Source organism: Streptomyces sp. NPDC101225 (assembly GCF_044767585.1).
GTDB lineage: Bacteria > Actinomycetota > Actinomycetes > Streptomycetales > Streptomycetaceae > Streptomyces.
Genome location: NZ_JBIWOE010000010.1, coordinates 47,040 through 71,949, shown reverse-complemented (window position 1 = coordinate 71,949; position 24,910 = coordinate 47,040). Strand labels below are relative to the sequence as shown.

At 72.3% G+C, this 24,910-nt stretch carries 28 protein-coding genes; 13 read left to right on the top strand and 15 right to left on the bottom strand.

Features of this window, described 5'->3' with window-relative positions; all coding sequences use genetic code 11:
- Positions 1–285 precede the first annotated feature (285 nt).
- Complete coding sequence (galU, locus tag ACIRPX_RS16890; protein ID WP_404194438.1) at positions 286–1,230, top strand: UTP--glucose-1-phosphate uridylyltransferase GalU; 945 nt, start codon at positions 286–288, stop codon at positions 1,228–1,230.
- Between the two features lie 57 nt (positions 1,231–1,287).
- Here galU and ACIRPX_RS16885 read toward each other — a convergent pair whose 3' ends face one another.
- The gene (locus tag ACIRPX_RS16885) at positions 1,288–1,740 is read right to left on the bottom strand and encodes a DUF4442 domain-containing protein (RefSeq protein WP_404194435.1); all 453 of its coding nucleotides are present in this window, start codon (positions 1,738–1,740) and stop codon (positions 1,288–1,290) included.
- A gap of 340 nt (positions 1,741–2,080) precedes the next feature.
- On the opposite strand from ACIRPX_RS16885, the gene ACIRPX_RS16880 reads away from it, so the two are divergent.
- Positions 2,081–3,121 (top strand): hypothetical protein, encoded by a 1,041-nt coding sequence (locus ACIRPX_RS16880; protein WP_404194861.1) that lies wholly within the window; start codon positions 2,081–2,083, stop codon positions 3,119–3,121.
- A 378-nt stretch (positions 3,122–3,499) separates the two neighbouring features.
- Here ACIRPX_RS16880 and ACIRPX_RS16875 read toward each other — a convergent pair whose 3' ends face one another.
- The 3 genes from ACIRPX_RS16875 to ACIRPX_RS16865 all read right to left on the bottom strand — a co-directional run bounded on the left by ACIRPX_RS16875 (position 3,500) and on the right by ACIRPX_RS16865 (position 6,650).
- The gene (locus ACIRPX_RS16875) at positions 3,500–4,345 is read right to left on the bottom strand and encodes a spermidine synthase (protein WP_404194432.1); all 846 of its coding nucleotides are present in this window, start codon (positions 4,343–4,345) and stop codon (positions 3,500–3,502) included.
- Between the two features lie 91 nt (positions 4,346–4,436).
- On the bottom strand, positions 4,437–5,612 hold the full coding sequence (gene tuf, locus ACIRPX_RS16870) for an elongation factor Tu (protein WP_404194429.1): 1,176 nt from the start codon (positions 5,610–5,612) through the stop codon (positions 4,437–4,439).
- A gap of 315 nt (positions 5,613–5,927) precedes the next feature.
- On the bottom strand, positions 5,928–6,650 hold the full coding sequence (locus ACIRPX_RS16865; protein WP_404194427.1) for a DNA alkylation repair protein: 723 nt from the start codon (positions 6,648–6,650) through the stop codon (positions 5,928–5,930).
- 49 nt (positions 6,651–6,699) lie between these two features.
- Here ACIRPX_RS16865 and ACIRPX_RS16860 point away from each other — a divergent pair, with 49 nt between their 5' ends.
- A complete protein-coding gene (locus tag ACIRPX_RS16860; RefSeq protein WP_404194424.1) occupies positions 6,700–7,467 on the top strand; it encodes a TVP38/TMEM64 family protein in 768 nt (255 codons plus the stop codon).
- A gap of 97 nt (positions 7,468–7,564) precedes the next feature.
- On the opposite strand, the gene ACIRPX_RS16855 is transcribed toward ACIRPX_RS16860, so the two are convergent.
- A complete protein-coding gene (locus ACIRPX_RS16855) occupies positions 7,565–8,734 on the bottom strand; it encodes a thiolase family protein (RefSeq protein ID WP_404194421.1) in 1,170 nt (389 codons plus the stop codon).
- 106 nt (positions 8,735–8,840) lie between these two features.
- Here ACIRPX_RS16855 and ACIRPX_RS16850 point away from each other — a divergent pair, with 106 nt between their 5' ends.
- The 5 genes from ACIRPX_RS16850 (at position 8,841) to lnt (ending at position 13,089) form a co-directional block, all read left to right on the top strand.
- Positions 8,841–9,311: a winged helix-turn-helix transcriptional regulator gene (locus tag ACIRPX_RS16850; protein ID WP_404194419.1), complete on the top strand. Its 471-nt coding sequence runs from the start codon at positions 8,841–8,843 to the stop codon at positions 9,309–9,311.
- A 137-nt stretch (positions 9,312–9,448) separates the two neighbouring features.
- Complete coding sequence (locus ACIRPX_RS16845; RefSeq protein ID WP_404194416.1) at positions 9,449–10,324, top strand: undecaprenyl-diphosphate phosphatase; 876 nt, start codon at positions 9,449–9,451, stop codon at positions 10,322–10,324.
- 135 nt (positions 10,325–10,459) lie between these two features.
- Positions 10,460–10,645: a hypothetical protein gene (locus ACIRPX_RS16840; protein WP_404194413.1), complete on the top strand. Its 186-nt coding sequence runs from the start codon at positions 10,460–10,462 to the stop codon at positions 10,643–10,645.
- 313 nt (positions 10,646–10,958) lie between these two features.
- Positions 10,959–11,444, top strand: coding sequence for a nuclear transport factor 2 family protein (locus ACIRPX_RS16835; RefSeq protein ID WP_404194411.1), 486 nt, complete (start codon positions 10,959–10,961; stop codon positions 11,442–11,444).
- A 70-nt stretch (positions 11,445–11,514) separates the two neighbouring features.
- Entirely contained in the window at positions 11,515–13,089 is a 1,575-nt protein-coding gene (gene lnt / locus ACIRPX_RS16830) for an apolipoprotein N-acyltransferase (protein WP_404194409.1), read from the top strand.
- Here the strand turns inward: lnt and ACIRPX_RS16825 are convergent.
- Positions 13,013–13,918 carry a Gfo/Idh/MocA family protein gene (locus ACIRPX_RS16825; RefSeq protein WP_404194406.1) on the bottom strand — a complete coding sequence of 302 codons (906 nt, stop codon included), beginning with the start codon at positions 13,916–13,918 and terminating at the stop codon, positions 13,013–13,015. The genes lnt and ACIRPX_RS16825 overlap by 77 nt on opposite strands.
- Before the next feature lie 216 nt (positions 13,919–14,134).
- Here ACIRPX_RS16825 and ACIRPX_RS16820 point away from each other — a divergent pair, with 216 nt between their 5' ends.
- The 3 genes from ACIRPX_RS16820 (at position 14,135) to ACIRPX_RS16810 (ending at position 15,881) form a co-directional block, all read left to right on the top strand.
- Entirely contained in the window at positions 14,135–14,737 is a 603-nt protein-coding gene (locus tag ACIRPX_RS16820) for a TetR/AcrR family transcriptional regulator (RefSeq protein ID WP_404194403.1), read from the top strand.
- Positions 14,738–14,779: 42 nt separating this feature from the next.
- Positions 14,780–15,301: a DinB family protein gene (locus ACIRPX_RS16815; protein ID WP_404194401.1), complete on the top strand. Its 522-nt coding sequence runs from the start codon at positions 14,780–14,782 to the stop codon at positions 15,299–15,301.
- Between the two features lie 112 nt (positions 15,302–15,413).
- The gene (locus tag ACIRPX_RS16810) at positions 15,414–15,881 is read left to right on the top strand and encodes a hypothetical protein (RefSeq protein WP_404194398.1); all 468 of its coding nucleotides are present in this window, start codon (positions 15,414–15,416) and stop codon (positions 15,879–15,881) included.
- Between the two features lie 17 nt (positions 15,882–15,898).
- Here ACIRPX_RS16810 and ACIRPX_RS16805 read toward each other — a convergent pair whose 3' ends face one another.
- The 7 genes from ACIRPX_RS16805 to ACIRPX_RS16775 form a co-directional block, all read right to left on the bottom strand.
- Positions 15,899–16,420 (bottom strand): hypothetical protein, encoded by a 522-nt coding sequence (locus tag ACIRPX_RS16805; protein ID WP_404194395.1) that lies wholly within the window; start codon positions 16,418–16,420, stop codon positions 15,899–15,901.
- A 169-nt stretch (positions 16,421–16,589) separates the two neighbouring features.
- The gene (locus ACIRPX_RS16800; protein WP_404194392.1) at positions 16,590–17,273 is read right to left on the bottom strand and encodes a uracil-DNA glycosylase; all 684 of its coding nucleotides are present in this window, start codon (positions 17,271–17,273) and stop codon (positions 16,590–16,592) included.
- A gap of 89 nt (positions 17,274–17,362) precedes the next feature.
- The gene (locus ACIRPX_RS16795; protein ID WP_404194389.1) at positions 17,363–18,946 is read right to left on the bottom strand and encodes an ABC transporter substrate-binding protein; all 1,584 of its coding nucleotides are present in this window, start codon (positions 18,944–18,946) and stop codon (positions 17,363–17,365) included.
- Positions 18,947–19,157: 211 nt separating this feature from the next.
- A complete protein-coding gene (locus tag ACIRPX_RS16790) occupies positions 19,158–19,919 on the bottom strand; it encodes an SDR family oxidoreductase (RefSeq protein ID WP_404194386.1) in 762 nt (253 codons plus the stop codon).
- Positions 19,920–19,933: 14 nt separating this feature from the next.
- A complete protein-coding gene (fabG, locus tag ACIRPX_RS16785; RefSeq protein ID WP_404194384.1) occupies positions 19,934–20,695 on the bottom strand; it encodes a 3-oxoacyl-ACP reductase FabG in 762 nt (253 codons plus the stop codon).
- A 174-nt stretch (positions 20,696–20,869) separates the two neighbouring features.
- On the bottom strand, positions 20,870–21,319 hold the full coding sequence (locus ACIRPX_RS16780; RefSeq protein WP_404194382.1) for a DUF3037 domain-containing protein: 450 nt from the start codon (positions 21,317–21,319) through the stop codon (positions 20,870–20,872).
- The gene (locus ACIRPX_RS16775; RefSeq protein ID WP_404194379.1) at positions 21,316–22,080 is read right to left on the bottom strand and encodes a HipA family kinase; all 765 of its coding nucleotides are present in this window, start codon (positions 22,078–22,080) and stop codon (positions 21,316–21,318) included. The genes ACIRPX_RS16780 and ACIRPX_RS16775 overlap by 4 nt, the downstream gene beginning before the upstream one ends.
- A 189-nt stretch (positions 22,081–22,269) precedes the next feature.
- Here ACIRPX_RS16775 and ACIRPX_RS16770 point away from each other — a divergent pair, with 189 nt between their 5' ends.
- Positions 22,270–22,743, top strand: a complete 474-nt coding sequence (locus ACIRPX_RS16770) for a Rieske (2Fe-2S) protein (protein ID WP_404194376.1) — start codon at positions 22,270–22,272, stop codon at positions 22,741–22,743.
- Here ACIRPX_RS16770 and ACIRPX_RS16765 read toward each other — a convergent pair.
- On the bottom strand, positions 22,730–23,377 hold the full coding sequence (locus tag ACIRPX_RS16765) for a cysteine hydrolase (RefSeq protein WP_404194374.1): 648 nt from the start codon (positions 23,375–23,377) through the stop codon (positions 22,730–22,732). The genes ACIRPX_RS16770 and ACIRPX_RS16765 overlap by 14 nt on opposite strands.
- Before the next feature lie 137 nt (positions 23,378–23,514).
- On the opposite strand from ACIRPX_RS16765, the gene ACIRPX_RS16760 reads away from it, so the two are divergent.
- A complete protein-coding gene (locus tag ACIRPX_RS16760) occupies positions 23,515–23,982 on the top strand; it encodes a pyridoxamine 5'-phosphate oxidase family protein (protein ID WP_404194371.1) in 468 nt (155 codons plus the stop codon).
- Position 23,983: 1 nt separating this feature from the next.
- On the opposite strand, the gene ACIRPX_RS16755 is transcribed toward ACIRPX_RS16760, so the two are convergent.
- Positions 23,984–24,886, bottom strand: coding sequence for a LysR family transcriptional regulator (locus tag ACIRPX_RS16755; RefSeq protein WP_404194369.1), 903 nt, complete (start codon positions 24,884–24,886; stop codon positions 23,984–23,986).
- Between the last annotated feature and the right edge of the window lie 24 nt (positions 24,887–24,910).

The following is a 24,910-nucleotide window of genomic DNA, read 5'->3' as shown; positions in this document are numbered from 1 at the left end:
TACCTGTACCGCGTCGAGTTCTGGGGCCGCCACAGGGCCGCTCACTTTCGCACAATGGACAGACGCGCAACAAGGAGTTCGAACGGCCTCCGATCGAAAAAGCGGAATCCTTACATGAGTTACCGACGGTACCCGTACCCGTATTCGAAATATTCGTTGAGCAATCCACCAAGTTGTGTGCGCCGCAGGGCGGTTGGCACACGAAATCTCCACCGCCGTGGACGCACAGCGGGCTCCGAGGTTTTTCTCGGCCGGCTCTCATCCGCGTCCGTGAGCATGGGCCGCATGATCGCCCCCCACGCTTCCAGCACCCCCGCCCGCACCGTCCGCAAGGCCGTCGTCCCGGCGGCCGGACTCGGCACGCGGTTCCTGCCCGCGACCAAGGCGACCCCGAAGGAGATGCTGCCCGTCGTCGACAAGCCGGCCATCCAGTACGTCGTCGAGGAGGCGGCCGCGGCCGGACTGGACGACGTCCTCATGGTCACCGGCCGGCACAAGCGGGCCATCGAGGACCATTTCGACAACGCCGTCGAGCTGGAGCAGGCGCTCGCGGCCAAGGGGGACGCCGTACGGCTGGACGCCGTACGCGATCCGGCCCGGCTGGCGAACATCCACCACATCCGCCAGGGCGAACCCCTCGGCCTCGGACACGCCGTGCTGTGCGCCCGCCGCCACGTCGGCGACCAGCCCTTCGCGGTACTGCTCGGCGACGACCTGATCGACCCGCGCGAGACGCTGCTCAGCCGGATGCTCGACGTCCGCGAGCGGCACGCGGGAAGCGTCGTCGCGCTGATGGAGGTCGCGCCCGAGCAGATCCACCTCTACGGCTGCGCCGCGGTGGAACCGACCGGCGAGCGGGACGTCGTCCGCGTCACCGGCCTGGTGGAGAAGCCGTCGCCCCCGGACGCCCCGAGCGGGTACGCGGTGATCGGCCGCTACGTCCTCGACCCGGCCGTCTTCGACACCCTGGAGCGCACCCCGCCCGGCCGCGGCGGCGAGATCCAACTCACCGACGCACTGCAGGAGATGGCCACCGACGGCACGGTGCACGGCGTCGTCTTCGACGGGCTGCGCTACGACACCGGCGACAAGGCCGACTATCTGCGCACGGTGGTCCGACTCGCCTGCGACCGGGACGACCTGGGCCCCGAATTCGTCGCCTGGCTCAGGGAGTTCGTGGCCGGACTGGACGGCGGCGCGGCGGCGCAGGGCCGCCGGTTCGCGGCCTGACGGCCCAGCGAGGGCCCGGGGACGACACGCTCCCGGGCCTCAATTCACCGTCGCCGCTCAGCCGTTGGGACGCAGGGTCCACACCACGGTCATCTCGCCGGTGACCGCACCGTCCGCGCGCCGGATCTCGATCGACACCGGGAACTCGGGCCGCTCCCCGGCGTCCAGTTCCGCCACGACGTCGGCGGCGGGCCGGCCGAGGGTCGCGGTGGCGGTGACGGCACCCATCGCCAGCTTCCGGTAGGCGATCTCGGCGCTGACGGCGAGCGGCACGGCCCGCGCCAGCTGCTCCCCGAACGCGGCCAGCACGATCGCCCCGCTCGCGGACTCCCCGAGCGTGAACATCGCGCCGGCGTGCGGTCCGCCGACGTGGTTGTGGTACTCACTCCGGTCCGGCAGTGCCACGACGGCCTTGTCGCCCGTCGTCTCGAGGAACTCGAGATTCAGGGTGCGGGCCATCGGCACCGTCGCGGCGAGCATCTCGCCGATCGACATCTGGTCTGCGCTCATGGGGTGGATGTTACCCACGAGTAGCGACGGCTGACCAGACTCGTACGGTGATCGCCGTATCGTGACGCCGCATGCGGCCAGCACGGCCGCGGCCCCGCCCCCGTGCGAGGCGGCCCTCTCCGCGGGGCGGGCAGCCGCGGACCGCCGCCGCACCGAGGTGATCGCCGTCACCACGGCCATCGCGATCGCCGTCACCACGGCCGGCCTGATCGCCGCCACGGCGGCAGGCGACCGCCGTCTCGGCACCCTGTCCGAGGAATCCCGACGCCCCCGTTTTGCTACGGCCCTGACAAGTCACGGTGACCGAATCGTGTCCCGGGCGGCACTAGGGTGGCTCTTCATGTGGCCAGGACAGCAGCCGCCCGGGGGCGAGCAGAATGCGCAGGGGCAGAACCCCCAGGCGCAGAACAACCCGTACCAGCAGCCGGGGTACCAGCAGCCGAATCCGTATCAGCAGAGCGGGTACCAGCAGCCCAACCCCTATGCGCAGCAGCCGCAGTGGGGGGCGCCGGGAGCGCCGGGAACCCCTCAGCCGCCGGCCGGCGGCGGTGGCGGCGGCGGTAACCGGACGAAGCTGATCGCGATCGTGGCGGCCACGGCCGTGGTCGTGGCGGCGGGGGTCACCGGCTTCCTGGTCCTCGGCGGCAAGGACGACGACAAGGCCGACAGCGCCAAGGGCAAGAAGGTCAGGGAGTCGCCCACCGCGTCGGCCGATCCGAGCGCGTCGGCGTCGGGGTCCGACGACAACCCCCGTGGCGGCGAGGGCGCGAAGGCGACCATTCCGGGCTGGAAGGTCGTGGTGAACCCCAAGTGGGGCACCGCCTTCGACGTGCCGGCGGACTGGGAGGTCGACTCCCCCGGCATGTCGATCGGCTTCGAGGACGACAAGGACCCGAGCGGCAAGCCGCTCATCGTCATGTCCGCACCGGCCTACTACAAGTCCAAGTGGTGCACCTCGGACGACGACAAGGACGGCCACTCGGACAACACGGCGCTCGCCGCCGTGGGCACCAAGGGTGCGGACGGCGCCAAGAACACCGACGAGGTCGCCGTGAACCAGGTGCCGTGGTGGGTCTTCGGCGGCTACACGCAGCCGGACAAGAAGAGCCTCACCTTCGACAAGAAGGCCAAGAGCTTCACGACGGCCTCCGGCATCACCGGCAAGTACGCCTGGGCCAGGTCCCACAACAGCCCGCAGATCGGCAAGTCCAAGTGCGCGAGCGACGGCAAGGCGATCACGTTCGGCTTCAAGAACTCCGCCGGTGACTACGTGGCCTGGAACCTCTACGGCGCGACCGGCGTCAAGGGAGAGGTCCCGGACTCGACGATCATGAAGATCATGGGCACCGTCCGGCTCTCCGGCGACCCGACCGGCGGCTGACGGCCCCGGGCGCGCCACGGTCCGCCGTATCGGTTCGCCGCGGGACGGGGCCGACGGCGATGGCACGACGGTGGCCGAACCGGGTTCGGCTCCGTCGCGCCGGTCCCCGTGGCGACGGTCCCCGTGGCGACGGCCCTCGCGGGCCCCGCGGAGGAGGCGTTCGGCCGTGGGGCGTCCCGTCCTCGTCGTGGCCGTCACGGGCACCGTGCCCTGCGTGCCGGACCTGCGCGGCCTCCGGCGGGCCACCCGGCCCGTGCGGGAGGGCCCGGTCCGCCGGTCCGTGCGGGAGGACCCGGCCTGTGCGGGAGGGCCCGGTCCGCCGGTCCGTGCGGGAGGACCCGGCCTGTGCGGGAAGACCCGGCCCGCGCGAAGGACGCCTCAGCCGATGCCGAAGGCCCCGTCGGGGGGCTCGGGTGACGGCACCGCCTCCTCGTCCCCGACCGGACGGGCGTCGGCGATGAAGTGCTTGACGCCCGGGCCGTGTTCGACGCGCGCGGGGAACGCGTCCGCGGCGGTGAGGCGGGCCAGCGCCAGGATGTCGACGGGGCGGTGGGCGGCGACCAGGATCGCGTTGCCGAAGCGGCGGCCGCGCAGGACGGCCGGTTCGGCGATCAGGACCAGCTCCTCGAAGACCGTGGCGAAGGTGGCCAGTTGGGAACGGAGGAAGGCGAAGGGCGCGGCGTCGGCGAGGTTGGCCAGATAGACGCCGTCGTCGCGCAGCACCCGCTCGGCCTCGCGGGCGTAGGCGAGCGTGGTGAGGTGCGCCGGGACGCGGGAGCCGCCGAACACGTCGGCGACGAGCACGTCCGCGCAGCCGGCGGGGGCAGCCTCCAGCCAGGCGCGGGCGTCGGCGGTGTGCAGGGTGATGCCGGCGTCGTCCGGCAGCGGCAGCTGCTTCACGACCAGGTCCAGCAGGGCGCGGTCCGCCTCGACGACGTCCTGCCGTGAGCCGGGCCGGGTCGCGGCCAGGTAGCGGGGCAGGGTGAGCCCGCCCCCGCCGAGGTGCAGCACGTCCAGCGGGCTTCCCGGCTCCGCGACGGTGTCCAGCACGTGCCCGAGCCGCTGCGCGTACTCGAACTCCAGGTGTTCCGGGGCGTCCAGGTCCACGTACGACTGGGGCGCCCCGTCGACCGTGAGCAGCCAGGCACGCGCGCGGTCGACGTCCGGCATGAGCTTCGCGACACCGAAGTCGACGTCCGCGGTCACAGGTATGGGCTCGGTCACGGGTCCATTGTGCGACGCTCCCGGCAGGTGGGGCGCCTCCTGCCGGGAGCACACGGGGGACTGCGGTCCGGCGCGCAGTCCCCCGCCGCAATCAGGCTCGCGCCACGGCGGTCACCGTTCCCGCGCCCACCGTCCGCCCGCCCTCACGGATGGCGAACCCGAGCCCGGGCTCCAGCGGCACGTCCCGTCCCAGCTCCACGGTCATGGTGACCGTGTCACCGGGCCGGGCCACGGCCGTCTCGCCGAGGTCGACGTCACCGACCACGTCCGCGGTGCGGATGTAGAACTGCGGCCGGTAGCCGGTCGACACCGGCGTCGTACGCCCGCCCTCGCGCGTCGAGAGGACGTACACCCGGGCGGAGAAGCGCCGGCCGGGCTCGACGCTGCCCGGCGCCGCCACGACGTGCCCGCGCCGCACCGCGTCCCGGGGAACTCCGCGCAGCAGCAGCGCGACGTTGTCCCCGGCCTGCGCCTCCTCCATGGGCTTGCCGAAGGTCTCCAGGCCGGTGACGACGCTCCCCAGCCCGGCGCCGAGCACGTCGACCCGGTCGCCCACGCGGACGACACCCCGCTCGACGGCGCCCGTCACCACGGTCCCCCGGCCGGTGATGGTGAGCACGTTCTCCACCGGCAGCAGGAACGGCGCGTCCAGGTAGCGCTCGGGCATGGGCACATACGTGTCCACGGCGTCGAGCAGCGCCTCGACGGACGCCGTCCAGCGGGGGTCGCCCTCCAGCGCCTTGAGCCCGGAGACGCGCACGACGGGTACGGAGTCGCCGCCGTAGCCCTGCGCGGTGAGCAGTTCGCGGACCTCCAGCTCGACCAGGTCGGTGAGCTCCTCGTCGCCGGCGTCCGCCTTGTTGAGCGCGACGACGATGTGGTTCACCCCCACCTGCCGGGCGAGCAGGACGTGTTCGGCCGTCTGCGGCATGATCCCGTCGACGGCGGAGACGACGAGGATCGCCCCGTCGAGCTGGGCGGCGCCGGTGACCATGTTCTTGACGTAGTCGGCGTGGCCCGGCATGTCCACGTGCGCGTAGTGCCGGGTGTCCGTCTCGTACTCGACGTGCGCGATGTTGATGGTGATGCCGCGGGCGGCCTCCTCCGGGGCGCGGTCGATGCGGTCGAACGGCACGAACGTGCCGGTGCCGCGCTCGGCCAGCACCTTGGTGATGGCGGCGGTCAGCGTGGTCTTGCCGTGGTCGACGTGGCCCATGGTGCCGATGTTCAGATGCGGTTTGGTGCGCACGTATGCCGTCTTGGGCATGGCGATACCTCGAAGCCTCTTCGTAGGAGAGATCAGGACCCCAAGGACGTGCCGACCCTCCCCCTGCGGGGTCCGCCGGACGATCCGGGGAGGGTCAGCTTCGGGCGCCGTCGACTGCGGCGACGAGAAGGGAGACGGCAGCCTTCGTGGCATCCGCGACCGCGGATGCTGCGAGGTGGAAGGCGTACCGGAACATGACGCCGATCTTCGCCGACCGGTCGTCGGGCGTCCAATGGTTTTTCCCCGCCCGCCCGTTCGCCCGCCCCGAGTTCGCGCGGCCGCCTTCGGGCGGCGGGGTTCGGGCCGGCCGGCCGCTCAGGCGCCGATGTTCTTCAGCGCCTCCCGGACCGACAGCGGCGCGAACCGCCCGCGTTCGCGCGCCAGGAAGGCCCGTACCGCCTCGGGGTCGGTCTTGGCGTACTCGCGCAGACACCAGCCGATGGCCTTGCGGATGAAGAAGTCGGGGTGGCCCGACTGGCGCAGGCAGTAGGTGAAGAGCCGCTCGGTGTCGGTGCGTTCCTTGCGGCGCAGCTGGTGCAGCAGGGCGGTACGGACCACCCACAGGTCGTCGTCCACGATCCAGGCGTCCATGTCCGCCGTCAGCGCCGGATCCGCCGCCACCAGCGCGCCCACGACGTGGGCGGCGAGGAGGTCGACGGTGTCCCACCAGGAGACCGTGGAGACGAGGTGCCGGGCCACCGGCAGGAAGCCGGAGGTGCACACGCGCACGTGGCGGCGCAGATAGTCGACCGCGAAGTAGTGGTACTCGCGCTCGGGCAACTGCCAGCAGCGCACGGCGATCGCCGTGCAGTCCGCCTCGGCGGGGCGGGGCAGGCCCGCCACCACGGTGCGGGACAGGGCGCGGCGCACGGGCGTGGTGAGGCCGAGGAAGGGTGCCACGTCCTTCATGTACGCGCGCATGGGACCGGCCCGCTCCGGGTCGGCGGCCGCGGCGTACGTGGCGGTGAGCCGCTCCAGCACGGTGTCGGCGAGTGTGCTGGACGGCACACGCGCGCCGACCGCCCCTGTGACGCTCATGAGACGAACCATACGGCGATCACGGACACGGGTCGGTTAGTGTCACGGGATGCTCGATGCCACCACCCGCTCTGGGGGCACCGCCACGGCCTCTCCCCGGGCCGCCGCCGCACAGCTCGCCGTCGCCGTACCCGCGCCACGGGGACCGGGTGCGCACGTCGCGCGTGCGCTGCTCTCGCCGTGGTCGCGCCTTTGCCTGCTCGTCGTTCTGCTCGCGGCCGCCGCGGGCGCCGTGCTGTTCTACGAGCCGCAGCGGCTGCTGGCGCACGGCTGGCCGCCCCAGTTCGGCGGGGCCGCGGCGGCCGTGGTCTACGCCGCGGCCTACGGACTGTGCAGCGTGGCGTTCGTGCCGCGGCCCCTGCTGAATCTCGGCGCGGGCGCGCTCTTCGGCTCCCAGCTCGGCACCGGGGCGGCCCTGACCGGCACGGTGCTCGGGGCCGGCATCGCCTTCGGCCTGGGCCGGGTGCTGGGGCAGGACGCGCTGCGGCCGCTGCTGCGGGGCCGCCTGCTGAAGGCCGCGGACGGGCAGCTGAGCCGGCACGGCTTCCGCTCGATGATGGCGGTCCGGCTCTTCCCCGGTGTGCCGTTCTGGGCGGCGAACTACTGCGCCGCCGTCTCCCGCATGGGCTGGTTCCCCTTCCTGCTCGCCACCGGGCTCGGCTCCATTCCGAACACCGCCGCGTACGCCGTGGCCGGCGCCCGCGCCTCGTCGCCGACGTCCCCCGCCTTCCTGATCGCGATGGCCCTCATCGCCGTGCCGGCCCTGATCGCCGCGGTGGTCGCCTGGCGCACACGCCACCACCTGCGCGCACCCTGAGTTCGGACGGACCGGGGAGGACCGGGGGGACCCGGGGGGGGAGCTGGGGGGACCGGGGGGTACCGGACGAATCGCGGGCGGCGGCAGCGGGGACCGCTCAGACGCTCTCCAGGATCATCGCGTTGGCCAGTCCGCCCGCCTCGCACATCGTCTGCAGGGCGTAGCGGGCGCCCCGCGCGCGCATGGCGTGCACCAGGGTGGTCGCCAGACGGGTACCGCTGGCCCCGAGGGGATGACCGAGGGCGATCGCTCCGCCGTGCACGTTGACCTTGGACAGGTCGGCACCCGTCTCCTGCTGCCAGGACAGCACGACGCCGGCGAACGCCTCGTTGACCTCGAACAGATCGATGTCGTCGAGGCTGAGACGCGCCCTGCGCAGCACCTTCTCGGTCGCCGGTACGACGCCCGTGAGCATCAGCAGCGGGTCGGAGCCGGTGACGGCGAAGCTGTGCAGCCGCGCGAGCGGGCGCAGGCCGAGGCGGGCCGCGGTCTCGCCGGACGTGATGAGCACGGCGGAGGCACCGTCGTTGACCGGGCTCGCGTTGCCCGCGGTGACGTTCCACTCGATCTGCGGGAACCGCTCGGCGAACACCGGGTCGTGGTAGGCGGGCCTGAGTCCGGCGAGGATCTCGGTGGTGCTGCCCGGCCGTACGCACTCGTCCCGCGTGACGCCCTCCAGGGGCGCGACCTCCGCGTCGAAGAGGCCCTGGTCCCAGGCCGCGGCGGCCTTGCGGTGCGAGGAGACCGCGAAGGCGTCCATCCGCTCGCGGGAGAGCGACCACTTCGCGGCGATGAGTTCGGCGCTGATGCCCTGCGGGACCAGCCCCTCCGGGTAGCGCTCGGCGACGCCGGGGCCGAAGGGGTCCGTGCCGGGCGGCACGTTCGACCACATCGGCACCCGGCTCATCGACTCCACGCCGCAGGCCACGACGAGGTCGTACGCACCCGAGAGGACTCCCTGCGCCGCGAAGTGCACCGCCTGCTGGGAGGAGCCGCACTGGCGGTCCACGGTGGTCGCCGGGACGCTCTCCGGGAAGCCCGCCGACAGCAGGGCGTAGCGGGTGGTGTTCATGGCCTGCTCGCCGACCTGGTCGACGGTGCCGCCGATGACGTCGTCGATCAGCGCGGGATCGACACCGGAGCGGTCCACCAGGGTGCGCAGGGTGTGGGCGAGGAGTTCGACGGGATGGACGTGCGCGAGGGCGCCGCCCGGCTTGCCCTTGCCCATCGGGGTGCGTACGGCTTCGACGACGACTGCGTCACGCATGTGCGGCCTCCATGACGGGCGGTGAGCGACTACTGGTGAGTAGGAAATCCAAACTCACCATAGCGCGGTGAGTTGGAAAATCAAACCCTCCCCTAGACTGGGCTTCATGGCCGCCCCGAAAGATCCGCGCCCCTGCTCGATCGCCGACACCCTGGCGCTCGTCGGCGAGAAGTACTCGCTGCTGGTGCTGCGGGAGGTGTGCCTGGGCAACGGCCGCTTCGACCAGCTGGTGCGCAACATCGGCGCCCCGCGCGACGTCCTGGCCGCCCGCCTGCGCCGCCTCGTCGACGCCGGCGTCCTGGCCAAGCGCGTCTACAGAGAGCGGCCGCAGCGCTTCGAGTACCGGCCGACGCCGGCGGGGCTCGACCTGGAGCCGGTCCTGATGACCCTCATGGAGTGGGGGGACAAGCACCTGCGCGCGGAGGACGGCCGCCCCATGGTGGTCGAGCACGTCTGCGGCCACGAACTCGTCCCCGTCGTCACCTGCCGGGCGTGCGGCGAGGCGGTCCGGCACGAGGACCTGACGGCCCATCCGCAGGCCGAGGGCTGGACGGTCGCGGGCCCGACGGCGGCCTGACCCCCGCCAAACCCCCGTGACGGGCGCGTCGGCCGGGGACGCTACGCTGCCGGTGATCACCCGGACCGGTGATCCCCCGCCCGGTGGCGCGGTGCGCCCGGGCCCTTCCACGCCCAGCACTTGGACTCCGTAACGTCATGTCTTGGTTTGAATCCCTCGTCCTCGGACTCGTCCAGGGGCTGACCGAGTTCCTTCCGGTCTCCTCCAGCGCGCATCTGCGGCTGACCGCCGCCTTCTCCGGCTGGAAGGACCCGGGCGCGGCCTTCACGGCGATCACTCAGATCGGCACGGAGTCGGCCGTGCTGATCTACTTCCGCAGGGACATCGGGCGGATCGTCTCGGCATGGGCGCGTTCGCTGGCGAGCAAGGAGATGCGCACGGACCACGACGCGCGGACGGGCTGGCTGGTGATCGTCGGCTCGATTCCGATCGGCGTGCTCGGGCTGCTGTTCAAGGACCAGATCGAGGGGCCGTTCCGCGATCTGCGGATCACCGCGACCATGCTGATCGTGGTCGGCCTGGTCATCGGCGTCGCCGACCGGCTGGCGGCACGCGACGAGACCGGCGGCCGGCACCGGGCGCCCAAGCAGCGCAAGACACTTGAGCACCTCGGCGTGAAGGACGGCCTGATCTACGGCCTGTGCCAGTCGGCCGCCCTCATCCCCGGTGTCTCCCGTTCCGGCGCGACCATCAGCGGCGGCCTGTTCATGGGCTACCGGCGGGAGTCGGCGGCCCGCTACTCCTTCCTGCTCGCCGTTCCCGCGGTCCTGGCGTCCGGTCTGTTCGAGCTGAAGGACGCCATGGAGAGCGACCATGTCTCCTGGGGCCCGACCCTGTTCGCCACGGTGATCGCCTTCGCGTCCGGCTACGCCGTCATCGCCTGGTTCATGAAGTGGATCTCGACCAGGAGCTTCATGCCGTTCGTCTGGTACCGCGTCGCCCTCGGCATCGTCATCATCGCCCTGGTCACGGCGGGCGTACTGAGCCCGCACGCGGCGGAGTCGGCGGACTGAGCGCTCAACACCCCCGCGGCCAGGGCTTGTTCAAGATCCCGGCCGCCGGATGCGGAAAAATCCGTGACCCATCACATACGGCCTCGGTAGCCGTCCGGTAGCGCACTGTCAGTCCTTCCCCCTAGGCTTGTGCACATGTCCCCCGACTCCATGACCCCTGGTTCCGTACGCTTACGGTCCGCCGCCGAGGTGAACGAGCAGATCCGTGCGCTGTGGATGCGCGCGGGCGGCACCTTGTCGGCCCAGGAGCGCGCCGAGTACGAGCTGTTGGTGGTGGAATGGGCGGCCGCGATCCGCGGCGACGTCATCGAGGCGGCATGACGTCGTCCGCCGAGGCCGCGTCCGCCACCGCCCCCATCACCGGACGCTCGCCCGCGGCGCCGGTAAGGCCGCGGGCACGCTGAGCGCGGAAAACCGCCGGAGCCGGCCGGCTCCAGCTCCCAGCTCCCAGCTCCCAGCTCCCAGCTCCCAGCTCCCAGCTCCCAGCTCCCAGCTCCCAGCTCCATGATCACCCGGTCGGCACGGGAAGCCGCAGGCGGCGACGGGGGCCGCGAACGGCCCGTGCGGGCGCGGAAGTTGTGTTGGTGGCGCGCACCCTCTTGGCCCTTCACGCCCCATGCCCAACACTGAGCCGATGACCCAGCGCGTGGAGCTCGCGACCGTGATGGACCGGCTGGCCGTCGACGAAGTCGTCACCGACTACGCGGCGGCCGTGGACGACGGCGACTGGGAGGCGTACCGCAGGCTGTTCACGCCCGCGGGGCGGGCCGACTACCGCTCGGCCGGCGGCATCGAGGGAAGCGCGGGGAAGGTGGCCTCCTGGCTCGCCGAGAGCCTGCGGCTGTTCCCGATGCGGCAGCATCTGATCGTCAACCGCCGGGTGCGCTTCGAGATCCTGGAACGGGACACCGGCGACACCGCGCGCGTGCGGGCCGACTACGTCAATCCGATGCGGTTCACGGCGGACGGCGTGGGCTCGGCCACCCCCGACTTCGTGTGCGGCGGCCGCTACGCCTTCGCACTGCTGCGCACCCACGACGGCTGGCGGCTGACCGAGGTCGTCGTGCAGGAGAAATGGCGCCGCCTCCCGGCGCCGGACGCGGCGAGCGCGGTGGGCTGACCCAGGTGCTCTGTCCACGATCAGCGAAACCACGCACACTGGAGCCACCTGCCGGGTAGGGAGGCTCCGTATGAAGTCCTTCGGTCACTGGCTCGCCTCCCCGTGGCGCCGCTCGGCGGTCGCCGCGCTGGCGGGTGCCCTGCCCGTGCTGGCCTTTCCCGCCCCGTCGCTGTGGTGGTTCGCCTACGTCTGCCTGGTCCCCCTGATCGTCCTGATCCGCTCGGCGCCGACCGGGAGACGGGCTGCCTGCGACGGCTGGTGCGGCGGCTTCGGCTACCTGCTGGCGGTGCACCACTGGCTGCTGCCGAGCCTGCACGTGTTCATCTTCCTGATCGCGGTGCTGCTGGGCGCGCTGTGGGCCCCGTGGGGCTGGCTGGTGCGGCGCTTCCTGGGCGGGTCGCCGGGGCCGGGCCGGGGCCTGGCCGCCCTCGCCGTGCTGCCCTCGGGGTGGCTGGTGGTGGAGCTCGTCCGCTCCTGGCAGGGTCTGGGCGGGCCCTGGGGCATGCTCGGCTCCAGCCAGTGGCAGGTGGGGCCCGCGCTGCGGCTCGCCTCAGTCGGCGGGGTGTGGCTGCTCAGCTTCCTGGTGGTGGCCGTCAACGTCTCGGTGGCCGTGCTGGTGTCGGTGCGCGAGTCGCGGATGCCGGCCGTGGCGGGTCTGGTCGCCACGGCCGCCGCGACCTCGGCGGCCTGGGTGTGGTCCCCGCGCCCCGACGTGGACGGCCGGGTGCGGATCGCCGTGGTGCAGCCCGGTGTCGTCGACGGCGCGGGCGGTGGCGACGAGCGCTTCGCCCGCGAGGAGCAGCTCACCCGGCAGCTCGCCGGACGCGACCTCGACCTGATCGTCTGGGGCGAGAGCAGCGTCGGGTTCGACCTCGGTGACCGGCCCGACCTGGCCCGGCGGATCGCGGCGCTCTCCCGGCAGACGGGGGCCGACATCCTGGTCAACGTGGACGCCCGGCGCTCCGACAAGCCGGGCATCTACAAGAGCTCGGTGCTGGTGGGCCCGGACGGCCCGACCGGTGACCGCTACGACAAGATGCGGCTGGTGCCGTTCGGCGAGTACATCCCGTTCCGCTCGGTGCTGGGCTGGGCGACCTCCGTCGGCAAGGCGGCGGGCGAGGACCGCAGGCGCGGCACGGAACAGGTCGTGATGAACGTCGGGCACGGGCTGCGCGTCGGGCCGATGGTCTGCTTCGAGTCGGCGTTCCCCGACATGAGCCGCCATCTGGCCCAGGACGGCGCGGAGGTGCTGATAGCCCAGTCGGCCACCTCGACCTTCCAGCACAGCTGGGCCCCGGAGCAGCACGCGTCCATCGCCGCGCTGCGCGCCGCGGAGACCGGCCGCCCCATGGTGCACGCGACGCTGACCGGCGTCTCGGCGGTGTACGGTCCCGGCGGGCGGCGGATCGGCTCGTGGCTGGGGACGGAGGCGAGCGCCTCGGAGGTGTTCGACATCCCGCTGGCCCGCGGCGTCACGCCATACGTCCGCTACGGCGACTGGCCGGTGGACGGCGCCCTGCTCGTGCTCGCCGTGTGGTGCGCGAGCGAGGGCGCTCGGGCCGTCCGGCTCAGGCGGCCCGGTCCCGCACCGCACGTACCACCCGCTCGCACAGTTCGTGAGTCGCCAGCGCATCCCGGGCGCTGAGCACCTTGCCCGCGCGCACGGCGTCGAGGAAGGCCAGCACCGCCTGCTCGATGCCGCGCTGGCGGGCCACGGGCACCCAGTCGCCACGCCGCCGCACGGTCGGCTGGCCCTTGTGGTCGACGACCTCGGCGAGGTTGAGCACCTGCCGCTTGGTGTCCTGCCCGGACACCTCCAGGATCTCCTCCGCCGAACCGCTGAGCCGGTTCATCACGCCCAGCGCGGTGAACCCCTCCCCGGACAGCTGGAGCACCACGTGGTGCAGCAGCCCGTCCTCGACGCGGGCGCGCACGGTCACGTCGTCGACCGGCCCGGGCGCCAGGAAGCGCAGCGTGTCCACGACGTGGATGAAGTCGTCGAGGATCATCGCGCGCGGTTCCTCCGGCAGACCGATCCGGTTCTTCTGCATGAGGATCAGCTCGCGCGGGTGGTCGGCGCACTGCGCGTACCCGGGCGCGTGACGCCGGTTGAATCCGACGGCGAGTGAGACGCCGCGCTCCTCGGCGAGGCTCACCAGCCGTTCGGAGTCGGCGAGTTCGTAGGCGAGCGGCTTGTCGACGTAGGTCGGCACGCCCGCTTCCAGGAGCCGCGTCACGATCTCCGGGTGCACGGCGGTCGGGGCGTGCACGAAGGCGGCGTCCAGGTTCTGGGCGAGCAGCGCGTCCAGTGTGGCGTGCCGGTGGTCCGCCGGCAGGTGCAGCCCGTCGCCGACGCGGTCGAGCGTGGCCGGCGTCCGGGTCTGCAGATGCAGCTCGATGCCGGCCAGACCGCCGAGCACCGGGAGATAGGCCTTCTGCGCGATGTCGCCGAGTCCGATGCAGCCGACCTTCACGGGATGGTCTCCTCTAGCGCTTGCCTGCCGGTGTGCTGCCGGAAGCATACGGCCGCTGCGGCGGCCGCCGGCCGGCGACGGCGTCGAAGCTGCGCAGGAGAAGCCCGGGCACCGCCCTGGACAGGGCGGCGATCGCGGTGTCGCGGACGGCGATCGCGGCGGGCCGGGTCATCCTCGACCGCACTACAGACGTAGTGCGGCGGGTAGGTTGGCGCCATGCCGACCTCCGCCCCCGCGGGCACCTCGGGCGCCTCACGCGCCGACCTCGTCGCCGACGCCGCGCTCGCCCTGCTCGCCGAGCGCGGGATGCGCGGGCTCACCCACCGGGCGGTCGACGGCGCGGCCGCGCTCCCCGAGGGCTCCACGTCGAACGTGGCGCGGACCCGGCAGGCCCTGCTGGAGCTGGCGGTGCGCCGGCTGGCCGACCGCGAGGCGCGGGTGCTGGCGCCGCACGAGATGCCGGACCCGGCGACCGGACTCGCCGGCCTGGTGGACGCGCTGGCCCTCGCCACGCACCGCGCGCTGACCCGCCACCGCGATCTGACACTCGCCCGCTACGAACTGGCCCTGGAGGCCACCCGCCGCCCCGAGCTGCGCACCCACTTCGACGCGGCCGGGGCCCGCTTCCGCGATCGGCTCACGGCACTGGTCACCGCGATGGGCTCGGCCGATCCCGCCCGGCACGCGCTCTCCCTGGTGGCCTGGGCGGACGGGCTGATGTTCTCCTGCGTGGCCGGGTCGTTCGGCGCCGAGGCGCCGGGCCTCGACGAGGTCCGGGCGGGCCTGCGGGAACTGCTGGACGGGATGCTCGGCCGGTGAAATCCGCTGGTGCGGGCGGGGCGGCCGGGACAGGATGCGGTCATGACCACCGAGCGCCGTGAACCCGCGACCACCGCCGACGAACGCACCATGCTGGAGGGCTGGCTGGAGTACCACCGCCAGACCCTGGCCTGGAAGTGCCAGGGCCTGACCGACGAACAGCTCCGCACCCGGTCGGCGGAGCCCTCCACCCTGTCGCTCATGGGGCTGGTGCGGCACATGGCGGAGGTGGAGCGCGGCTGGTTCCGCCGCGTCCTGGCGGACGAGACGGACGAGCAGGCCGGGCCGATCTACTGCGGGGACGCCGACCCGGACGGCGATTTCCATCTCACCGCGGCGGACACCTGGGCGGAGGCGTCCGCCACCTGGCAGGCGGAGATCGAGGCCGCACGGCGCCATGCCGCCCGCTTCGGTCTGGACGACCTCTCGGCCGGCAGGCACCGGCGCACCGGCGAGCAGTTCAACCTGCGCTGGATCTACACCCACATGATCGAGGAGTACGCACGGCACAACGGCCACGCCGACCTGCTGCGCGAGCGCATCGACGGCGCCACGGGCGACTGACGTCACCCGGGCCGCGCGCACGGCCTCCGTACGGGGCCTGAGATCACCCGTGCGGGGCATCCTCCGGCCGTCCGGCATCCTCCGGGCCGCCGGAACCGACATCCTTGCCCGGGTGCATCGATCGACGACCGCAGCAGCACTCCTGGTCACCGTGGCCGTCTCGGCCCTCACCGGCTGTGTGACCGTGTCGCGCGCGCCCGCACCCGGCCCGCCGCCGGCGCCGCCCCGGCCGTCCGCCCCGCACCCCGACGGCGCGGCCGGGCCGCGGATCGTGCAGGCGCCGGCCCGCGAGGCGCTGGAGATGGTCGGCCCGTCCCGGTCCGCCGCGCCGACGGCGCCGGAGCGGCGCGAACCGCCGCGGGCCACGGCACCGGCCCGGCGGCCGGCGGCACCCCGCCCGTCCCGGCAGCCGTCCCGGCCGCGGGCGGCGCGGCCGACGGCGGGCAGCCGCCGGCCGCCCCACGTCGAGCTCCCGGACCTGGGGGGCGGCACGGACGTGTGCGCCCTCGGCAGGCAGTACGGAAGCTGGCGCGAGGACAGCCCGGAGGCGGTCATCTGTGAGCAGACGTACGGGAGTTGAGGTCGCCCCAGACCGGGTCAGGGACGCTGGCGCGGCGGCCCCCACCGGCCGGCCCCGTCCGGGTCCTCCTCCGCCAGCCGCAGTTCCAGCCGTGCGATGGCCGCCCGCACGCCCTTTCCGTACCCGTCGTCACCCAGCGATCCGGCCGCGCCGCGGGCCCGGCGCACATGGGTGCGGGCGGCGCCGCGGCGGCCGAGCTTGAGGTAGTCGGCCGCCAGGTTCACATGCAGCGAGGGGTAGAGCGCGCGGGCCGCGGGCGCGCCCTCGTGCGCCGCGGCGCGGTCCCCGGTGAGCTCCTCGGCCGCCGTCAACGCCCTCAGATCCCAGGCGAGTTCGTCGGCCGGGTCGTCCTGGGTGTCGGCCATGTAGTGGGCCAGGGTGCAGCGGTGCAGCGGGGCGCCGTCCGCGCCGATCTCCGCCCACAGCTCCAGGAAGCGGTGCCGGGCCTCCTCGCGATCGCCGGCGTGGTGCAGCATGACGACCTGCCCGATCCGTGTCATCACGGCATCCGGTGCCGTCTGCTCCTGTCCCTGGGCCACCGCGTCCTCCGCACCCTCGCCGGCTGGTCGGCTGTCCCGACCGACGCTAGCCGCAGCCCGCGGCGATCACGCCCAGGCGGCACCGGGCCGGTTCACGGGAGAGCCGGCCGGCGGCGCCCGGCTTGCGGTCCGCGGCGACCTGGTGTCGCCTTGGCAGCCCAGGTGCCGCTCAGCCCAGGTTCGGGATCGTCCAGTCGATCGGCCGGTGGCCCTGGCGGGCGACCGCCTCGTTGATCTGGGTGAAGGGGCGGGAGCCGAAGAACCTCTTCGCGGACAGCGGCGAGGGGTGCGCGCCCTTGACCACCACGTGCCGGGTCTCGTCGATCAGCGGGAGCTTCTTCTGCGCGTAGTTGCCCCACAGCACGAAGACCGCCGGGTCGGGGCGCTCGGCCACCGCGCGGATCACGGCGTCGGTGAACTTCTCCCAGCCGCGGCCCTTGTGCGAGTTGGCCTCGCCGCCGCGCACCGTGAGGACCGCGTTGAGCAGCAGCACGCCCTGCCGGGCCCACGGCATCAGATAGCCGTTGTCCGGGACGGGCAGGCCGAGCTCCTCCTTCATCTCCTTGTAGATGTTGCGCAGGGAGGGCGGGGTCTTCACACCGGGACGGACCGAGAAGCACAGCCCGTGCCCCTGCCCCTCGCCGTGGTACGGGTCCTGGCCGAGGATCAGGACCTTCACCCGCTCGTACGGAGTGGCGTCCAGCGCGGCGAAGACCTCCTCGCGCGGAGGGTGGACGGGACCCCGCGCCCGCTCCTCCTCGACGAACTCCGTCAGCTCCTTGAAGTAGGGCTGCTGCAGTTCGTCGCCCAGAACCCCGCGCCAGGACTCGGGCAGCATGGCGATGTCGGTCACGTCAACGTCCTTATGTCGTGCGGTCGCTTCAGGTCTCAGAACCTACAGGCGGCCACTGACAACGGCTCCGGTCGCGCCCATCTCGCCGGCTACCAGCTGGTCTTGCGGTGCAGCTCCCACATCAGCATGATCGTCGAGGGGTCCAGGGCCTGCTCCGCCCCGGCGATGTCGTCGCTGGCGGCCACGTACTGCTTGCCCTGCCACAGCGGCAGCAGCCGGGCGTCGTTCACCAGGATCTGCTGGGCCTGCTCGAAGTCCGAGACCACGTTGGCGCGGTCGCTCTCGCCGCGGGAGCGGGGCAGCAGCACGCCGGTGATCTCGGGCGCGGGGTACGGCGTGCCGAGTGCGTTCTGGTCGCCGACGAACGGCGCGATGAAGTTGTCGGGGTCCGGGAAGTCGGGGAACCAGCCGCGCCCGAACACCGGGTACTCGCCCTTCTGGTAACCCGTCACATACGTCTTCCAGGGGCGGCTCTTGAGCGTGATCGTGAACAGCCCGGAGGCCTCCAGCTGGCGCTTGATCTCCGCGAACTCCAGCTTCGTGGCGGAGCCGTAGCGGTCGGTGGTGTACCAGAGAGTGAGCGGGACGCGTTCGGTGATGCCCGCGGCGGTGAGGAACTTGCGGGCCTTGGAGACGCTCGGGCTTCCGAAGTCGTCGAAGAAGTCGGTGGTGTGCGCGGTCAGGCCCTTCGGGACCATGGAGTACAGCGGCTCCACCGTGTCCTTGTAGACCTTGTGCGCGATCGCCCCGCGGTCGATGACCTGGGCGACCGCCTTGCGGACCGCGGGCTTGGCGGCCCAGGGGTCCTTCGGGTTGAACACCAGGTAGTTGATCTCGACGCCGGCGCCCTCGTTGATCTGGAGGCTGCCGTCCGTGTTGTGCTTCTGGAGGTCGACGATGTCGTCGGCGTTCAGACCGCGGAAGGCGACGTCGATGTCCTTGTCCTTCAGCGCGGCGACCATGGTGGCCGAGTCGTGGAAGTAGCGGATGGTCACCGCGCTGTTCTCGCGCTGGGCGTAGCCCTGGTAGCTGCCGTTCTTGGCGAGCTCGGCCTTCTTGCCCTCCTCGTAGGCCTGGAGCGTGTACGGCCCGGAGCCGTAGACCTTGCCGTCCTTGCGCAGGGAGCCGGCCGGGTACTCCTCGGGGTCCACGATCGACATGGCGGGTGTCGCGAGCACGAACGGGAAGGTGGCGTCGGGCTTGTTGAGGTGGAAGACGACCTTCAGGTCGCCGGTCACCTGGACCCGGTCGAGGCTGCCGAGCAGGCCGGCGGGGCCGCCGTTGACGTTGATCTTCCGTATGCGGTCGATCGAGTACTTGACCGCCCGGGCGTCGAGCGTGTGCCCGTCGGCGAATCGCAGGCCCGCGCGCAGCTCGCACGCGTAGGTCCGGTTCGAGCTGTCGGAGAAGCGGCAGTTTTCGGCCGCGTCCGGCTGGGGCGTGGTCGCCCCGGAGGGGTAGTTGAGGAGGGTCTGGTAGATGTTGCGGAACAGCTCCCAGGACTGGTCCCACGAAGCGGCGGGGTCCAGCGTGCTGGGCGCGCTGGTCGTCCCGACGACGATGGGTCCCTTGTCGCCGGAGGAGTCCGACGAGAGGATTCCGCATCCGGCCACCAGCGACGACATGGACGCGATGGCCGCCATGTTCCGCAGGCCTCGGTTCCGGTTGAACACGCGCTCGCTCCTCGATCCGCCGTGCCAAGGGTCGGCAGACCATACCGCAGTGCAACGGTGGTTGAACCCGCTTTGTACAAGGCCCTTGATCAGGTTGTTTATGACGACGTTGTCATGGAGCTGTGCCCTCGTTGTGCCATGACAAGGGCGCCGTTTCCGTCAAGGAAACGGCGCCCTCGGGTACCCGATCGTTACGGTCGCAACGGTTGCTTCAGGCGACGCCGGCGTTCAGGAAGATGCCTCCGTCGACGACGAGCGTCTGGCCGGTGATCCAGTCGGACTGCCCGGAGGTGAGGAACGCCGCGGCACCGCCGATGTCGGACGGCACACCGAGCCGCGCGAGCGGGTAGGCGGACGCCGCCTCCTCCTCGCGGCCCTCGTACAGCGCCTGCGCGAACTTGGTCTTCACCACGGCCGGGGCGATCGCGTTGACCCGCACCTTCGGCGCGAACTCGTGCGCCAGCTGCTGGGTCAGGTTGATCATCGCGGCCTTGCTGACGCCGTAGGCGCCGATGAACGGCGAGGGCGCGAGGCCGGCGATCGAGGCGATGTTGACGATGGCGCCGCCGTTGTCCTTCTGCCAGGCGTGCCAGGTCTTCTGCGCGAAGCCGAGCGCGGAGATCACGTTGGTCTCGAAGACCTTGCGGGCCACGTTCAGGTCGAGATCGGCGATCGGCCCGAACACCGGGTTGGTACCGGCGTTGTTGATCAGGTGGTCGACGCGGCCGAAGGCCTCCATCGTCCGCTCGACGGCCTCGGCCTGGTGGTCCAGGTCGTGCGCCTTGCCGGCGATGCCGATGACGCGCTCGGCGCCGAGCCTGTCGACGGCCTCCTTCAGCGCGTCCTCGTTGCGTCCGGTGATGGCGACGCGGTCGCCGCGGGCGACGAGCGCCTCGGCGACGCCGTAGCCGATGCCGCGGCTGGCGCCCGTGACGAGGGCGACCTTGCCGGAGAGTGCGGGCAGTTCAGTCATGGCTGGGAGTTCTCCTAGTCGAGCGGTCCGCCGGCGACGTACAGCACCTGGCCGGAGACGAAGCCGGCCGCCTCGCCGGTGAAGAAGGCGATGGCGTTGGCGATGTCGTCCGGCTCACCGACCCGGGCCACCGGGATCTGGGTGGCGGCCGCGGCCTTGAAGTCCTCGAAGCCCATGCCGACGCGGTCGGCGGTGGCCTTGGTCATCTCGGTGGCGATGAAGCCGGGGGCGACGGCGTTGGCGGTGACGCCGAACTTGCCGAGCTCCTTGGCGAGGGTCTTGGTGAAGCCCTGCAGACCGGCCTTGGCGGCCGAGTAGTTGACCTGGCCGCGGTTGCCGAGCGCCGAGGACGAGGACAGGTTGACGATCCGGCCGAAGCCGGCGTCGACCATGTGCTTCTGGCAGGCCTTGGACATCAGGAAGGCGCCGCGCAGGTGCACGTTCATGACGGTGTCCCAGTCGGAGACGCTCATCTTGAACAGCAGGTTGTCGCGCAGCACGCCCGCGTTGTTGACCAGGATCGTCGGCGCGCCGAGCTCCGCGGCCACCCGCGCGATCGCGGCCTCGACCTGGGCCTCGTCGGAGACGTCGGCGCCGACCGCGAGGGCCGTGCCGCCGGCCGCGGTGATCTTCTCGACGGTCTCCTTGCAGGCGGCCTCGTCGAGGTCGATCACGGCGACCGCGCGACCCTCGGCGGCCAGCCGTACGGCGGTGGCGGCGCCGATGCCGCGCGCTCCGCCGGTGACGACCGCGACCCGCTGCTCAGTGGTGGACATTGCTGCTTCTCCTCGCCCTCGAGAAAGTACGCCCGCTTGAAGGTACGTCCGCCGGGAAGCACCTCCCCCGACGCACCGCGCCGCTGGGTGAGCGACCGCTTAGTACCTTCGGCAGACGTGACGCTAGAAGGCCTGGCACCCGGTGTCAACGGCACACGGCCCGGGTGTGATCCATTACCTCACCAGCAGGTCGAGCAACCGCTCCGTCTCGGCCGCCGGATCGGTGGTGAGCCCAGTGTGCACCGGTCCGGGCCGCACGACCGTGGAGCGCGGCGCGATCAGCCAGCGGAAGCGCCGTCCGGCGTCCTCCCCGGCGGCCTGTCCGGCCGCCTCTCCCCCGTCGCACACCCGCTGCACAGCAGCGAGCGCGGCCCGGACACCGGCCACGTCCGCGGCCGGGTCGAGGGCGAGCAGCCGCGCCTCGTCGAGATGGGTGCGGGCTCCGACGTAGGCCCGGGCCCGGCAGTAGACGAGCACGCCGGCGTTGATGCACTCGCCGCGCTCCACCCGCGGGACGACCCGCAGCAGCGCGTACTCGTAGACGTCCCGGTCGCCTCCCTGGCCACCGCGGATGATGTGACGCTCGACCACCGAGCCGGCCATGTGGATGTGGCGCTCGCTCATGCGCTCTCCTCGATTCCGGTGACGCGCTCGTGGACGGCGGCGGCCCGGGCGAGCAGCGGCCGCGCGTACGCCTGTCTGAGGTCGTCCGGTGTGCCGAAGCCGGGCTCGCCCGTCAGCCAGGCGTCCGGGACCTGCGCGGTGACCTCGGCCAGCAGCTCCTCGGTGACGCGGGGCGCGAGCTCGGCGGCGGCGCCCGCGAGATCGGGACGGAAGCGGGCGAGGGCGTGGTCGGAGGCGTCGTAGGAACGGGCCGCGGAGGCTTCGGCGCCGGGCCAGTTGTGGTGCCAGATCAGGGTGGCGCCGTGGTCGATGAGCCACAGGTCGCCCCGCCACATCAGCAGGTTGGGGTTGCGCCAGGAGCGGTCGACGTTGTTCACCAGCGCGTCGAACCAGACGATCCGGCCGGCCTCCTCGGAGCTCACCTCGAAGGCGAGCGGGTCGAAGCCGAGGGCGCCGGAGAGGAAGTCCATGCCCAGGTTGGTGCCGCCGCTGGAGCGCAGCAGATCCTGCACCTGCTGCTCGGGCTCGCCCAGTCCCAGCACCGCGTCGAGGCCGACGGTCACCAGGCCCGGCACCCGCAGTCCGAGCCTGCGGGCGAGCTCGCCGCAGACCACCTCGGCGACCAGTGTCTTGCGGCCCTGCCCCGCGCCGGTGAACTTCAGGACGTAGGTCCCGAAGTCGTCGGCCTCGACGAGCCCCGGCAGCGATCCGCCCTCCCGCAGAGGCGTGATGTAGCGGGTCGCGATGACGTCCTTGAGCATCGCCCCAGGTTACCGGGGTCCCGGCGGGCGCCGGGCGAGCGGTGGGCCGACATCGACAGCAAAGCGACAGCGCGGCTTTACCCACCTCGGGACGGGACCTTGCCAAGCTCGGGATCGGCTGAACAACCCACGGCGACCGGCCGTACCCCTGTACAGATCCACGACGCTTGAATGGAAGGGAACGTCAGCATGACCAGCGAATCAACTCCCCCCGCCCAGGCACCTGCCCGCCGGGCCGTCATGGCGGCGGCGGGCGCGGCGGGGCTCGCCGTCGCGCTGACCGCGTGCGGATCGTCCGACAGCGACTCCTCGGGCAGCTCGGACACCCAGGCCGGTGCGAACGCCCCGGGCGGCGGCTCGGGGAGCGGCTCCGGCGGTACGGCGCTGGCCAAGACCTCCGACATCCCCGAGGGCGGGGGCAAGATCTTCAAGGACCAGAGCGTGGTGGTCACCCAGCCCGCCGCCGGGACCTTCAAGGCCTTCTCCACCAAGTGCCCCCACCAGGGCTGCGCCGTGAGCAGCATCGCCGACGGCATCATCCACTGCCCCTGCCACGGCAGCGAGTTCTCGGTCGAGGACGGCAGCGTGAAGAAGGGCCCGGCGACCTCCGGGCTCAGCGCCGAGAAGGTCACCGTCACCGGGGACTCGATCACGCTCGCCTGACGCGCGGCCTCCTGAGGCAGCCCAGCACCTCGTCCGTGGTCGCGACCGTGGCGACCCATGCGAGGGTGTTGCGGATCATCGCCGGGGTGTAGTCGGACGGCACCCCCGCGATGGCGTCGGACGGCACCACGGCGTCGTAGCCACGGTTCACCGCGTCGAAGACGGCGTTCGGGACGGCCACGTTGGCCGAGACCCCGGTGACGACCAGGGTGCGGCAGCCGAGGTTGCGCAGCAGCGCGTCCACGTCGGTGCCCTGGATCGGGGACAGCCCGTGCAGCCGCCGTACGACGAAGTCCTCCTCGGCGACCTCGATCGGGGCCGCGACGCGCACCGCCGTGGTGCCGGACAGCTGCTGGACGGGCAGGCGTTCGGCGGCGCGGAAGAGCCGGGCGTTGCGGTTCGCGCCACGGCCGTCCGGGCGGCGCTCGGCGATCGCGTGCACCACCTGGACGCCGCTCTCGTGCGCGGCCGCGACCAGCCGGGCGACGTTGGCGAGGGCGCCGGACGAGCGTGCCTCGCGGGCGAGTTCGGGCAGGGCGCTGTCCGTCCCCACCACGCCCTGCTGGCATTCGACGGTCAGCAGCACCGTGGAGTCCGGTGCGAGGAGTGCGCGGAGCTGTTCCTGCGACGGCACGGTTCCCCCTCGTCGGCGGCGGTCCGGGGCGGGCGAGCGTAGCGGTCGTTGCGCGGGGAGGGAAGACGATCCATCCTTTTCTGACGTGATGTCAGAGGATCTCTCCTCTGACACGACGTGAGAGAAGAGGGGGCCGCATGACCGTCACTCAGCGCCGGGGCCGGAAGATCATGATGACGCCTGGTGAACTGGACGATTTCCTGACCACCCAGCGCACCTGCCGCGTGGCCACCGTCTCGGCGAGCGGCGCGCCGCACGTGAGCACGCTGTGGTTCGCCTGGGACGGGACGTCGCTGTGGCTGTACTCCGTGGTGCGCAGCAAGCGCTGGACGGACCTGCGCCGCGATCAGCGGGTCGCGATCGTGATCGACACGGGCGAGGAGTACGACGAGCTGCGCGGCGTCGAGCTGTCGGGAGCCGTCGAGTTCGTGGGCGAAGCGCCGCGCACCGGGGAGCTGTGCGCCGAACTCGACGTCCCCGAGACCCTGTTCGCCCGGAAGAACTTCAACCTGGAGGAGATGCCGCACGACGGCCGGCACGCCTGGGCGCGGCTGACTCCGGAGAAGATCGTGTCCTGGGACTTCCGCAAGCTGGGCGGCGCCTGAGTCAGCCCACCTTGCGGGCCGCGTCCTGCAGCGCCTGCACCGCCGCGCGGATCGACGGGCGGCGGTCGGCGTCGGCGCGCCAGACCACGTAGACATGCCGGCGGACGCGCTGCCGGAGCGGGACGGTGACGACGCCGGCGGGCACCGGATGGCGGCCGAGCAGCGGAGCGATGCACACCCCGAGTCCGGCCGCGACCAGGCCCATCTGGGTGTGGGTCTCGGCGGCCCGGTGGCCGACGAGGGGCTCGACGCCGCGCGAGCGGAGCGTGAACATCAGCCACTCGTGGCAGAACTCGCCCTCGCCCCAGGTGATCCACTCGTCCTCGGCGAACTCCCCGAGGTCCACCTCGTCGCGCCCGGCGAGCCGGTGCCGGGCCGGCATCGCCACGTCCGCGGGGTCGTCCAGGAGCGGCGCCTTCACCAGGCCGTCGGGCAGCGGCATCGGCTTGTTGTACCAGTCGAGCACCACCGCGAGGTCGAGGTCGCCGCGGACCACCCCGGCGATGCCGGCCTCCGGCTCCAGCTCGCTGGAGCGCAACCGCAGCGCCGGGTGCTCGGCGCGCAGGGCGGCGAGCGCGGTGGGGAACAGGCCGCGCGCGGCGGTCGGGAACGCCGAGAGCCTGAGCTCGCCGACCACCTGCCCGCGGTGCGCCTCCAGATCGGACTGGGCGAGCTCGACCTGCGACAGGATGCGTGTCGCGTGCTCGGCGAGGAGCCGGCCCGCGTCCGTGAGCCGCACGCCCCGCCCGTTCTTGGCGAGGAGCTGCTGGCCGACCTCCCGCTCCAGCTTGGCCATCTGCTGGGAGACGGCCGACGTCGTGACGTGCAGCGCGTCGGCGGCGCCGCTGACCGAGCCGTGCCGGGCGAGGGCGTCGAGGGTGCGCAGGCGCTCCAGGTTCAACATGTAAGTGATGCTACGAGATACCTC